Below are 13,511 nucleotides of genomic sequence, written 5' to 3'. Positions count from 1 at the left end.
CGCCTGCCTTGGACAACCGACCAGGAGCACGATATGAACCGACAGGATCAACCCCTTGTTTCCCTTGCCATCCTCAAGGCCAGGCAGGGCCAGGCACCGGCACTGAAAGCGGCCTTGCTGGCCTTGATCGAGCCCACCCGAGCGGAGCCCGGCAACCGCGACTACATGCTGTTCGAACGCAGCGACGAGCCCGGGACGTTCTACATGCGCGAGGCGTTCGACCACCAGCAGGCCCTGGACACCCACCTGGCCACCGCACACTTCCAGCGTTTTGCCGAGCAGGCCGACCAGCTGTTGGCGGAGCCCTTGCAACTGATTTTCCTTGACCCGGTTTCATCTGCCGTTGCGCCCCATCCCTGAGGGTGCGGGCAATGCGACCGGTCAAGCGCAGACAATTCATCCAGGCCCTGGCCACTGTGGCTTTGCTGCCAGCGGCATTGGCGCGTGGGCACATGCAAGAGAGAGGGGCAAACATGGTCAGGCTCGGCGTAACCGACTTGTCTTTTCACCATGCCACAGCAGCGGTCGTGGCCCTGGTGTTGCAACGCATGGGCTTCGTGGTGGAGCGTTCCAGCGCGCCTCACGAGCGCAACTTCGAGCGGCTGCGCGAGGGCGCGATCGACATGCTCGCGTCGGCGTGGATACCTTCAAGCCATGGACTTTACAAGGCACAGGTGGAGGAACAGGTAGCAACCCGTGAGCTGGGGCTGCATTACACGCCCTATGCATTATGGGGGGTTCCCGATTATGTACCGGAATCGATGGTCGCGTCGGTAGAGGACCTGCTTGACCCCAGCGTCAGCGCACGCATGCACAAACAGATTCAAGGGATAGGGGCGGGCGCCGGCATTACCCGCTTCTCCCTGAAAATGATGGTCGACTATGACCTGGTGAGTGCCGGGTACAGTTTCCGTACCGGGACCCAGGAGCAATGCGTCGCCGCCTATGAGCAACTGGTGCGTGAGGGCAAATGGGGAATAGTTCCGCTCTGGCACCCGCAGTTCCTGCATCACAGCTATCGGATCCGCGAGCTCAAGGACCCCAAGGGTTTGCTGGGCAGTGTTGACCGGGCCGTATTGCTTGCACGGGACGACCGGCTATCGGGTTTCAGTGCCGCACAGCTGCAGGTGCTCGACAACATCCGCCTGGACAACACCATCGTGGCCGAGCTCGACCACGCCATCAACCGCCGCGGCGCGAGCCCTGACGAAGCGGCGCGCGCCTGGTTCGAGAAGCACCCGCAGGTGCTGGCTTCGTGGTTACGGCCAGTGTCCTGAATCCAGGGGCGTCGCACGGCTCCTAATCGACGACACGGTTTTGACAGATCGTCCCCTGATACACGGATCATGCGCAACTGGCGTCGGGCCTTTCGGCGAGGCTGCAGAGGAGGGCGCTCAAGACCCGAATGGGGTGGCCGCTGCGCTATCAGCGGTGCATAGGACGGATGTACTAGATAGCCCTTTGCCTTATGTTCAGGCGAGAAACTATTGCCTCGAAGAATAGGCAAAGGACTGTCCCCCATGATCGTGTTCAAGAAGCAGCTCCTGCCTGTCGCCTTTGTATGCAATGTCCTCGCTGCCCAGGCGAGCGATGTACAGATGGGCGACTTTTGGGTAGTCCACTACCAAGGTGGCTTGGGCAAGAACCAGGTGTTCGTCGCAGACGGCGACCCCAATAACATCTTCAATCGCCCAGGTGGCGCGAAATCATTGGGCGTTTATCAGCTTTACGAAGAGCCCGGCAAACCAAACTTTACGGCGTACGATGTCGAAATCGACTGTGCAAAGAACCGTGTACGCATCATGGGTGCGCAGGATCTTCGTAGTGTTTTCAATGAATTGCACAACGCCAAGTATTCCAGTCAATGGCAGAGCAAACCTGACACCTGGTTGGCGCAAAGCCGCGACTTCCTGTGTAAACCGGCTGACCGCCAGGCCCGGAAAATGGAGCGCCTGGGTGTGATGCCGGCATCGCAAATAGCCAAGGCAGGGCCGCAGCTGTTCCAGATATTGAACCGCGAGGCTGCCAAGGCAGCCATCATGCAGAAGATCGACGAAGGGTTCGCACAGATGTCTGCCAAGTAAAGCGGCCTCCAGGGAGAAGGCCTTATGAACCGATTGTTCGCATTGGGCCTGTTGGCCACATTGCTCAGCGGCTGCGCATCGCTGGAAGCCAGCAGTGCCTGGAAAGATCGCCCGGTGGGCGAGCTGATCGATTTCTTCGGCGTGCCACGGCAGGTCATGGTGGTGCCGGAAGAGGATCTGGTCGTGCTCAGGTATGTGCGCGACAGCAGCTATGTCACACGTGAAGCCGCGGGTGCTTACACGGGGCCGCAGAACGGACAGCTTGTGCACACGGAATACTGGGAGGATGTGCAGCACTCAGGCAGTTGTCAGATCGATGTGTTCGTCAACAGAGCGCGACTGGTGCAGAAGGTACGCACGAAAGGACGCTGTGCAGTTGTCGATATGGCGCCGGCAGCTCGAGCGTGATCGGCAGGCAAAACCACAGGTGATCGACACAGGAGGTCACCTCCCTTAATACGTCATTTAACAAGTGGGCGATGTCAAATGTTCATAAGCCACTCACGGGCCGGAGATTACTGACTCAAAGTCCTCGAAACGAATGCGGCCGTTCATCGATTGATGTTTATAAAACTAGCTTTATTGGCCTCAGTGCAAGACAAAGAGGTGCCTACGAAGCTCAGGGCGATTCAGAAGCTGTTCCGCAAGTATCTCGGTATCGCCAATTGATGTATTCAAATTGAAGGGCGAGTCCTTGATCAGCAACCTGGCTGATCGAGGAGAATTTTTCCAGCACGATTTAACCAAGCCGCAGAGTGTGGCTATAAAATCGCTACTGAGCCTGATCGAACAGCGCCGCGGTGGCCTTGAGCACTAGCGCTGTTGAGGCGATGAAGCGGTACTACGAAGCGTAGGTCTTCCACAGGAGGTCATTTTTATGCTAATGATGGCACTGCGCCACTGCTCGATGTGCAAGCTGCGCCTCAAAATGTCTATTTGCAGCCAAGCTAGCCCAGCCTCCAACCACTTTGCGCAGAACTTACCAGACCGTTTCCTCTGCTTTGAAAAGGAGTTTTTATGAGTACTGAAAATATTGAGACGCTTCTGGAGCGGCTTGTCGCTATCAATGAAGAGGTTTCACAAAAGCTAGATGATATAAAATATGATTTATCAGAAATAAAAAATGAGCTGAACTGGGTTGGTGAACATTCCTATGCAAAAGTTGTGTATGACGGCTTGAATAACATTGAGATGAGATTGATAGGTATTGAGTCCAATACATCTAGCTTATAGTTCGCTGGAATGTTTTAGGTGGCTGGCTTTCCTTGAACTAGTCAGTCTTGATGTGACTTTTTGCAGTTTTGTGCCACTTTTGAAAAACCTTTGATACTAATTTTTTAGAGCTGATAGGTCTGTGGCAAGTCAGGATGCATCTGCGCTTTGCTGCAGATCGCTGCTTAGCTGAACAGATTAAGCATCAGCGAACGACCAAAGGATCATTACGCCTGAAGCAGGAAGCGCTATCATCCCGCCATCAGCTCAAGAGGATCCCTTCGCGGCCGGTCTGTCCGGCACTCCCTTGAGCATCACAACAAGGAAGGTTGCGCATGGACGACATCGTTCAGCCCCCCGCTGCTCAAGAAGAAATCCCACCTAAAGAAGTCAAGATCCTTGCCACCCTTGTGGCGAAGCTGAACCTTGCCGACTTCCAGAACGCCATTCCCGTAATTCGCGAACTTCGTATAGCGAACGAGACCGAAGACCGTTTCGTTAATGCGACCCTGACATTGACCTCAGAACCTGAGGTGTTCAAGGCCAAGGTGTGGCGGATCGACGAGATTGGGGCAGATAGCTTCCGGATCATTCCTGGTCTTGATCTGGTCTTGGACGGCCCGTTGCTTAGTCGTCTGACCGAAGCTGAGCTGTCGACATTCACCTTCGTGCTTGAGGCGGACGACAAGGAAGCCGAGAGCGGCAGAAAGGAGGTCTCCCGTTTTGAGCAAGTCGTAGACCTTCTGCCCCGAAATCAGTGGGGTGGGTTGCGGCATATTCCTGACATGACGGCTGCCTTCGTGCAGCCGAATGATGCGGCAGTTGAACGACTCTTGAAGCAGACGGCTGAGTTGCTTCGCCAAAGTGAACTGTGCTCATCGCTGGATGGTTACGAGGGTGGCGCGAAGCGAGCTTGGCAGCTGGCGTCTGCGGTCTGGAGCGCCGTCGCACGGATGAAGCTCGACTATGCATTGCCGCCGGCAAGTTTTGAACAGTCAGGTCAAAAGGTGCGAAGCCCAAGCCAGATTGCCGATACTGGTTTGGCAACCTGCATGGATCTTACCCTGCTATTCTGCGCTGCCCTGGAGCAAATCGGGCTGAACCCAGTCATCGTGTTCACCCGCGGTCACGCTTTCGCGGGGTTGTGGATGAAGCCCGAGGAATTCACTACTGCCCTTGTCGATGATGTGACGGCGGTACGCAAGCGGGTGAAGCTGCGGGAACTGGTTCTATTTGAAACGACGCTCAGTACGCAGAATCCTGTCCCAACCTTCTCTTACGCAGTCGAGAGAGGTGAGAAGCAGATTGCCGAAGACGCGGACAGCGAATTTGAAATGCTGCTCGACATTCGCCGGGCTCGACTGCAACGGATCAAGCCACTCGCAAGTGCTGAGGCTCAGATCGCACGGATTGCTGATGAGGTTCCGGTGGACTCTCCGACGCTCCTGGTCGAGGACGGGGCTGGAATCCCTGATGAGATCCACGAGGTAGTGGTCGAAGACCTTTCCAAGCTCGACCCAGCAGACCGACTTGGCCGGTGGCAGCGCAAACTCCTGGATCTCTCGCTTCGAAACAACCTCTTGAACTTCAAGACAGGCAAGCGGGCGCTGAAGCTGGAGTCCCCAGATCCAGGAGCCCTCGAGGACGTATTGGCCAGTGGTCAGTCGCTGAAGCTGCTCACCCGCCCAGACCTCATGGATGGTGCTGATCCGCGGGAGCGCGCTCTGTATGAGCAACGTGAGCGTGAGGATGTTCGTCGCAGGCATGCCGAGGATGCCCTCAATCGCAGAGAGGTGTTTGTTGCGCTGACATCCAACGAGATGGACGTTCGACTCACCGAACTGTACCGAGGTGCTCGTACAGCGCTGCAGGAAGGCGGCTCCAATACGCTCTTCTTGGCCATTGGCTTCCTGAGTTGGACACGCGAGGACAGAGCAGGGCAGAAGTACAAGGCGCCATTGGTTTTGATACCGGTTACGCTGGAGCGCAAGAGCGCTCGCTCCGGATTTACCATGGTGCTTCACGATGATGAGCCGCGCTTCAACCCCACCCTGATTGAGATGCTTCGACAGGATTTCGAATTGGGCTTGGGGTCGCTGGAGCACGAATTGCCTCGGGACGATTCTGGACTTGATATCGCCGGTATTTGGAACAAGGTTGGCCATGCCATCAAGGACATCCCAGGTTGGGAGTTGAGCGAAGACGTCGTGCTGTCGATGTTCTCGTTTGCCAAATACCTCATGTGGAAGGATCTGGCCGAGAACGCTGAGCACCTGCGGCAGAGCCCAGTCGTTCAGCACCTTCTGGATACCCCACGCGATTCGTTCGTTTCGGATACACCGTTCCCAGAGGCGCAATCGCTGGATCGCGACTACGGCCCGACAGACGTTTTCTGCCCGCTGCCGTCTGACTCATCTCAGTTGGCTGCAGTGATGGCTGCAGCCAAGGGCAAAGACTTTGTGCTCATCGGCCCACCCGGTACTGGCAAGAGCCAGACGATTTCCAACATGATCGCCCAGTCGATTGCCCAAGGGCGTCGCGTGCTGTTCGTCTCGGAGAAGATCGCCGCGCTGGATGTCGTGTACCGTCGCTTGCGTGAGATTGGCTTGGGTGAGTTCTGCCTCGAGTTGCACTCAAGCAAGGCTCGGAAAACTGATGTGCTGGCCCAGCTGCAGTCCGCTTGGGAGGCAAAAGGGCAGGTCGATTCCGCTGCATGGGAGGTTGAGGCTCAGCGTCTCGCAACGCTGCGCGACAGCCTGAACATTTACGTCGAGCGACTGCACCGGCGCCATCGCAACGGTTACACCATCTACGATGCGATTGGCACGGTCACTTCGGGTGTCGATGAAGCTGTTGCCCCTGTTGGCTGGGCGTCACCTGACACGCATGACCACAAGGCCATGCTTGAGCTTCGTGAATTGGGCGATCGCCTCGAAGTGAACGCGCAGGCTGTGGGCTACAGCCTGCTTGCTGGTAATGCGTTGTCCGCAGTTGGTCAAGCGGAATGGTCACCTCATTGGCAACAACAGTTCGTGCAGGCGGCTCGTGATGTGTTGCCTGCCGTCTTGGATGTCCAGTGTGCGGCTGATCGGTTCGTTGAGTTGGCTGGGCTCCTAGCTTCGGAATACACCCCGGGTGCACTGGAGGGGCTGTCAGTCCTTTCCCAGGCACTACCCGCGGCAGCAGGACAGGATTGGCGCTTCGCGTTGCGGCCTGAAGCCCGCTCCATTTCTCAACGGCTGAGCGATGGCTGTGCGTGGGTTGAACAACATCGAGAGCTAAACGCTAAGCTTTCGCCGCTCTGGACTTCTCGCGTTGTGGCGGATGCGAAGCAGGGTATTGACCTGCTGCAGCAACGTCGCACCATATTCGGTGAGCTCAGCCCGGCCTGGCCGGAAAGTGTCACCGATGTGCTTGCTCAGGCGGTGGCACTGCTTAGCCAAATAGTAGAGCTCAAGCAGCAGCTCAGTGCGACCTATGGCGATACGATCGAATCGCTCGACATCGATTTGTTGCTGAGAGAGTGGAAGGAGGCTGAGGAATCGTTCTGGCCAAAGTCCTGGTTCGGTAAGCGTCGTATCGCAGGTTTGCTAGCCCCGACTCAAACCACTGCAGGCGAGGCCGATCAAGGTAAGGATTTAGCCACCTGGGCAGAAATACGTGCCGTGCGCCGCGCTATTGATGAGCTTGAGCCAGGGCAAGAGTGCGTTGCCGTTTGGCAAGGTTCTAAGTCTGACGCTGAGAAGCTTTCGACGTCGATCAAACTTCAAGAGGCCATTCGGCTCCAGCAATCAGACTCGGACTGGATCGATGATGGGCTCCAGTTGGTCGAGCAAGGCCAGCTGGGTGATGCATTTAAGGAAGAACTGCGACGGCTTCGCACGCTGACTCGCCTTGATAGCGATATGGGTGCCTTGTCCGACCTTGGCTCGAGCACTCAGCAGCTTTGGTGCGGCAAGGACACTAACATTGAACTCCTTACTGCAGCGCTGTGCTTCCAGGCTGAGCGTCGGGATATCGAAGAACGTGGTCGCCTTGTTGATGATCACCCAGAAGTGCAGGAGGGCCGCTGTGGAGCCTTGCTGAAAGGTGACTTCGATCTGTTGAAGGAGCGGGCAGCGGTTGAACGTGATCTGTCCGACCTGGCTGACCTGCGAGAACTGGTACCGGTCTGGAGTGACCTGAAGACCAAGCTTGAGATTGCACGTCAGGCTGTGGTGTTCCAAAGGCAGGTAGCAACTGCTGTTGCGAAGCTCGCGCTGAACCCGGAGCAGATTGCAGCTTACAAGGCTCCCCTTCAAACGCTCTTGGGCGATGGCAACGCTTTGCTAGAGCCTGAAGGTGCGATAGCTCTCGCAGGCGTTGGCCTGCGCGAAAAGCTTGCGTTGTTGCAGGAGCGTTCATCGCATCTGACTTCGATCGGTCACTTCACCGAGGCCGGTGCTGTTGAGACCTCAAACCTTTCGTTGAATGATCTCAAGAAAAATTGCGAAACCGTAGTTTCGTCCGAGGCGCGACTCAAGGCATGGTGTGCCTGGAGGAAGGTGCGCGATGAGGCCTTCGCCGTTGGCCTCGCCCCAATTGTCCAGGCCATGGAAAGCGGAGCCATCACCTCCGGAAAAGTCCGCCGCGTCTTCGAGGTGAATTATGCTCGCTGGTGGCTGAATACCACTGTCGATAACGAGGAAGTGATCCGGACATTTGTCAGCGTTGAGCATGAACAGCGTATTCGCGATTTCCGAGCGCTGGATGACAAGTTCACCGAGCTGACGAAGGACTGGCTCCGTGCTCGGCTGTGTGCTGACCTGCCAAGTCAGGACAGCGTGAGCCGCTCTTCAGAGTGGGGCTTGCTGCGTCATGAGATGGGCAAGAAAACCAAGCATATTCCATTGCGTGAGTTGATGACCCGGGCACCAGAAGCCCTCACCAAGCTGACGCCTTGCTTGCTGATGAGCCCGCTCTCGATTGCCCAATACCTGCCGCCAGCCTCAACCCCGTTCGACCTCGTCATCTTCGATGAGGCCTCTCAGATTCCGGTCTGGGATGCAATTGGTGCGATGGCGCGAGGAAAGCAGGTCGTGATGGTAGGTGACCCGAAACAGCTGCCGCCGACCTCGTTCTTTGACCGGGCTGAGTCCACTGCTGATGATGAGGATGTCGAAGCGGATCTCGAGAGCATCCTGGATGAATGCATCAGCGCGAACCTGCCGATGCGCAACCTGAACTGGCATTATCGCAGCCGTCACGAGAGCCTGATCGCGTTCTCCAACCAGCGTTACTACGGCTCGAAGCTGGTGACGTTCCCTTCGCCATTCACGGCTGATAAGGCTGTGAGGCTGTGTCCAGTTGCTGGTGTTTACGACAAGGGCGGCTCACGTACCAACCTGATTGAAGCAAGAGCCCTAGTTGCTGACCTTGTTGCTCGCCTTCAGTCACCGGCCTTCCGTGAGAGCCGTCGTACTGTGGGAGTGGTCACGTTCAACGGTGAGCAGCAGAAGCTCATCATGGACATGCTCGATGAGGCATGCCGGAGGGATCCGTCGCTCGACTCGTACTTCGCTGAGTCTGAGCTCGAGCCTGTGTTCGTGAAGAACCTGGAAAGTGTCCAGGGCGACGAGCGGGACATCATCTATTTCTCGACCACCTACGGAAAAGACGCTGCCGGCGTGATGTCTATGAACTTCGGCCCGATGAACCGTCCAGGTGGCGAGCGCCGACTGAACGTTGCAATTACGCGTGCTCGCCAAGAACTGGTGCTGTTCTCGACCCTCCGCCCAGAGCACATTGACCTTGCTCGGACGCAAGCCGTCGGGGTGCGTGACCTGAAGCATTTCCTCGAATTTGCTGAACGTGGGCCGCAGGCCTTGGCTGAAGCTAATTTCGGTAGTGTGGGTGGATTCGATAGCCCATTTGAAGAGGCAGTCGCTGCTGCCTTGGCCAAGAAGGGTTGGCAGATCCATACCCAGATTGGTGTCTCTTCCTTCCGAGTAGACTTGGGGGTTGTGCACCCTGATGCTCCAGGGCGCTTCCTAGCCGGTGTCGAGTGCGATGGGGCTACCTATCACCGCAGTGCGACTGCGCGTGATCGCGACAAGCTGCGTGAGTTTGTGCTGCGTGGACTTGGCTGGGAGATCGTTAGGATCTGGTCGACCGACTGGTGGGTTGATGCCGTGGGAACCGCAGAAAAGGTGCATCAACGTCTCACCGAACTGCTTGCCGAATCGAGGGCCAAGCAGGCGGTCATCGATGCTGCCCATGAGGCTGAGCGCCTAAAAGTCGATGCTGCCATGGCTGAAGTCATTGAGGTTGTGGATCAGGTTGCTGTTGTAGCTTCGACTTCAGCTGCCGGAGCCAATGATCCGTCTGGTGCAATGCCAGAGTTGAAATACGCCAGAGCTGCCGCGGCTCAAGCAGCAGAAGATACCGTGATTCCTTATGTGCCAGTAGAGCACCTGGTTTACAAGGAAGCAGACCCTGCCGAGGCTGTGAAGGCGGTTGATCCAGACAGATTCTTCGAAGCGAGCTACACGGCTACCTTGGAACAGATGATTGCCCATGTGGTGGCAGAGGAGGGGCCTGTGCTCGATATGGCGCTTGCACGGCGTATCGCGCGTGCTCATGGCTGGGTCAGAACGGGCTCGCGCATTCGTGATCGCGTCGATCAAATAGCGCGGGCACGATTCCGATCTCATGAAGAGGAGCAGGCAGGAACATTCTTCTGGCCGACTCATCTCGAGTCGGATATGAACGTTGTCTTTCGTAGGCCCGGTGATGACGATGCCATTCGCCCACTTGCTGAAATCTGCTTGCCCGAACTAGGTGCCTTAGTAGATGAAATGACTAAGCATGGACACGTAGGAGAGGGGCTGGTTTACGCAGTAGCCAAGGAAGCCGGGGTCGGTAAGCTTGCCCACGCGGGCCGTCAGCGTATCGAAAAAGCGATAAAGCGGATCGCAGAGTGATACTCGATAGGGCGCATTACCAGCGCCCCTTATCGATTCAGGGTGTAGCACTGTTGCTTCGAATTGTGCCGCGCCTGTGTACACACGAAGGCTAATTTGCAGTGGCAGAACAGGTCAGCAGCGAGATCGTATGCTGCTGACCTGTAAACCGTCATTTGCCGCGCGGTTTGCCAGCATCGCTCCGTTTATCGCGGACTTGACCGTCCTTGTTACGAGACCGTGGTTGTTCACCACCGCCAGGCTTTGGAACGTTCACGTTGGGGTTGAGAGGGCGACGATCTGTCATACGGAATCTCCTTGTGATGGGTTGGAAAGGGACTGTAAGATCGCTGCAGGCATCGGCCAGACGCGCTGAGCGCAACGCTCATCGTCGGCAGCGTGAGCTCGAGAAGAGGCAAAAAGAGTTCGACAAGATGGAGGCTCTGGAGCAAGCAGCGTACGAGGTAGAGGTCTATGAAAATCACATCGATCTCCTGCTTTCCATGCACAAAGAATGCTCTGAGCCGGTGCAATGGAAGAAGATCCTCTCAACGCCAGAGCCCAGGCAACCCTTGAAGGCCGGAGCGCTCGAGCAAGCCGCACATCATGCATCTGCTAGCTATCGCCCTAATTTCTGGGCACGGCTTTTCAAGCTTGAGCGTCGCCAGCGCGAAGCGCTTTTGGTGAGAATCGGCGTTGCCGCTGCCGAAGACGAAAGACTGTTTCAGGCAGAGCTTGAAGAATGGAAGACTTCACACGACGATTGGGCTGAGGAGCGTGATATTGCTCTACGTATCCTCGATGGTGACCGCCAAGCGAAGCTTGATGCTATTGAGGCTTTCGAGTCTTTGGAGGAAATCTCCCATCTAGGCTCATCTATCCAGATGATCGTCCATGAGGGCGGAGTTCTGGAAGCGAAGCTGGCCATCCACGGTTCACACGTCATCCCCTCCGAAATCAGGTCTCTGCTCAAGAGCGGCAAGCTCTCAACCAAAGCGATGCCAGCTGGACGTTTCAATGAGCTCCATCAGGATTACGTCTGCAGCTGCGCTTTGCGTGTGGGAAGAGAGTTGTTGGCGATCCTCCCGGACGACCTGGTGATCGTGACAGCGATGGATAACGTGCTCAACAGTTCGACAGGGCATATGGAGGATCAACCTATTCTCAGCGTCGCGTTCTCTCGGGCCACAGTCGATGGCCTGAACCTTGAGGCAATTGATCCGTCAGACGCGATGAAGAACTTTGTTCACAACATGATCTTTAAGAAAAGCTCCGGCTTTGTTGCGGTGTCTGCCTTGGACGCTCAACGATTCGCTGTTGCTGTATAGGTGTGGCATGGGAAAAACAATCTCCACGCTGATCGCATGTATGGCACTGCTCATGGCTTCAGCCGCGCAGGCTGAATGCTATGGAGAAGGGGAGTACATGGTTTGCTCGGACGTTGACACTGACTCAGATGGCGATGTCCATGCGAGATCTTGGGACACCCAAGGCAATACCTATCACCTAGATACCGAAACCCGTCCGTATCTTAATGGCCACGTCGTCGAGTCTACAGATAGCGAGGGCAATAGCTATTCGATCAAGTCTTGGACTGATAGCAGTGGTTCTCACACAGAAGACAGTGAAGGCAACGTGTGTACCATCACTCCGGCGGGCCAGATGATCGGTTGCGGCCAGTGAATGCAGTTCTGTAACCAACACGAAGTTCAAGGATGCGTCGATGCTTACGGCAGTTCTTCACGGTAAGGCAGGTCGAGTCGAGATTGACGGCCGAGTAATAAGTTGGCGTGAACTTTTCCGAAAGCGAGAAGATCTTCTGACTGGGGTACTGTTCGGTCGTCTGTCCTATCTGAGTGATGACGCACACGGCCAGGTTTTGAGTCTACTACTCGGCGCAGAGATTGCCTCCGCACTGGGGGCTCTTCAAGCTATCGAGTTTTGGCCGAAGTTAGGAGCAGGGAAACGTCGAGGATTTGTAGAGCCTGACGTGCTCATCGACTACCCTAAACATCAGGTGTTGGTGGAGGTAAAACCTCCCCATGCCGGTACCCAACGGCTAGCTCAGTGGCGAGCTGAGGTAGAAGCCCTTCTGCTTGAAGAGGAGGAATCGAAGCCAATTGTTCTACTCGCGCTGGGGCGAAATCCAAACCATTCGAGCGAATTGGCGGCTGCTCTTCAGGATGAGTTTGCTGACGCAGGTTTACAAGTTGTCTGCAGAGAATGGGGGGAGGTGATGAGAGGTCTGGCCTTGATTCTAGCAAAGGCAGATGTGAGGGACTCGCGCATCATCCAGGATTGGCTTGAAGCTTTTAGCCTCTTTGGAATGAACAACGATTGTGCGCCGTTCAACGACCTATTTAATCTCCTCTCGCCGGCAGACCAGTTCAGCACATCTTTTGATGTGCTTGAGGACTGGCGCGCGATAAGCCACCGAAAAATGGCGCAGCAAGCAATCGATTGGCAATCCATGATGCCGTTAGTACGTGCTCTTGAAGCGGATGAAAGAAAATGGAAATGAATCGTGAACAAGTGAATGTGCTCGTCAACCAGGTGCAGCGATCGCACCGCCTGCTCGCAGCTTTCTACAAGAGGATTCTACCGTCCTTCGACGAAATTGCAGCGAAATTCGGCAGCACCTTTTGGTTATGGGATCCTATCGATTTCGAGCGCCCTTCACGATCAGGTACTCGTCCATCTCGAAAATGGGCTTGGGACTACCTGCCACTGATGAATGCCAAATTCCTATACATAAGGTCTGACGGTGAACAGCCTGCTCTATTGGAGTTTCATCTTCATACCGAGCCTACAGTGCTGAAACCGAATCGCTCGGGAAATGGGCAGCCCGACCCACTAAAGCTTGGCGAGATGAGTCCTAACGTCAGAATTTATGCTTACTGGATAACTGATGGAGGGCAATCTGATGTCCTGGAGCAATGGAGGGAGGCTGAGTATCCTAGTGGTGATGCTCTTTCTCGATCGGTACTCACAGAGACACTTGAGGGGACATGGTGGGATGTGGAGCTCTCAGAATTCGTTGCCTCTCCAGAATCAACTGCTGAGCTCATCAGCCAATTTGTGTTTTATCCAGTAGTCTGATGAGTCTACCGCTTCAGCACCGAGACGCTTGATATTGCGGGGGACAACCTCATGAACTCGAAATTGTGTGCTTATCTGGCTCAGAGAGGCGCTGAGATAGACCAAATGAAGCGTACAATTTTGGGTATGGCAGAGGCGGGGGAGCCGCTTTTGCAGCAAGCTCTTCAAGCAATCC

At 55.8% G+C, this 13,511-nt stretch carries 9 protein-coding genes; all 9 read left to right on the top strand.

Translation table 11 applies throughout. The annotated features are described in order from the left end of the window. Positions 1 to 33 precede the first annotated feature (33 nt). The 9 genes from ACQ4OD_RS00925 to ACQ4OD_RS00885 all read left to right on the top strand — a co-directional run bounded on the left by ACQ4OD_RS00925 (position 34) and on the right by ACQ4OD_RS00885 (position 13,336). Positions 34 to 360, top strand: coding sequence for a putative quinol monooxygenase (locus ACQ4OD_RS00925; protein WP_198754187.1), 327 nt, complete (start codon positions 34 to 36; stop codon positions 358 to 360). Between the two features lie 11 nt (positions 361 to 371). Continuing rightward, positions 372 to 1,277 carry a glycine betaine ABC transporter substrate-binding protein gene (locus ACQ4OD_RS00920; RefSeq protein ID WP_430943721.1) on the top strand — a complete coding sequence of 302 codons (906 nt, stop codon included), beginning with the start codon at positions 372 to 374 and terminating at the stop codon, positions 1,275 to 1,277. Between the two features lie 243 nt (positions 1,278 to 1,520). After that, positions 1,521 to 2,084 carry a hypothetical protein gene (locus ACQ4OD_RS00915; protein ID WP_430943720.1) on the top strand — a complete coding sequence of 188 codons (564 nt, stop codon included), beginning with the start codon at positions 1,521 to 1,523 and terminating at the stop codon, positions 2,082 to 2,084. A gap of 24 nt (positions 2,085 to 2,108) precedes the next feature. Continuing rightward, complete coding sequence (locus ACQ4OD_RS00910) at positions 2,109 to 2,492, top strand: hypothetical protein (protein ID WP_198754189.1); 384 nt, start codon at positions 2,109 to 2,111, stop codon at positions 2,490 to 2,492. Positions 2,493 to 3,101: 609 nt separating this feature from the next. After that, entirely contained in the window at positions 3,102 to 3,317 is a 216-nt protein-coding gene (locus ACQ4OD_RS00905; RefSeq protein ID WP_016499708.1) for a hypothetical protein, read from the top strand. Positions 3,318 to 3,631: 314 nt separating this feature from the next. Beyond that, the gene (locus ACQ4OD_RS00900) at positions 3,632 to 10,258 is read left to right on the top strand and encodes a DUF3320 domain-containing protein (RefSeq protein ID WP_430943719.1); all 6,627 of its coding nucleotides are present in this window, start codon (positions 3,632 to 3,634) and stop codon (positions 10,256 to 10,258) included. Positions 10,259 to 10,560: 302 nt separating this feature from the next. Further along, entirely contained in the window at positions 10,561 to 11,565 is a 1,005-nt protein-coding gene (locus ACQ4OD_RS00895) for a hypothetical protein (RefSeq protein ID WP_430943786.1), read from the top strand. A gap of 395 nt (positions 11,566 to 11,960) precedes the next feature. Further along, entirely contained in the window at positions 11,961 to 12,758 is a 798-nt protein-coding gene (locus ACQ4OD_RS00890) for a hypothetical protein (protein ID WP_430943718.1), read from the top strand. After that, complete coding sequence (locus ACQ4OD_RS00885) at positions 12,755 to 13,336, top strand: hypothetical protein (RefSeq protein ID WP_430943717.1); 582 nt, start codon at positions 12,755 to 12,757, stop codon at positions 13,334 to 13,336. Before ACQ4OD_RS00890 ends, ACQ4OD_RS00885 begins: the two co-directional genes overlap by 4 nt. Positions 13,337 to 13,511: the final 175 nt, after the last annotated feature.

Source organism: Pseudomonas sp. WC1, assembly GCF_050586565.1.
GTDB lineage: Bacteria > Pseudomonadota > Gammaproteobacteria > Pseudomonadales > Pseudomonadaceae > Aquipseudomonas.
Note: the sequence above shows the minus strand (reverse complement) of the source record. Positions and strands in the feature narration are given on the sequence as shown.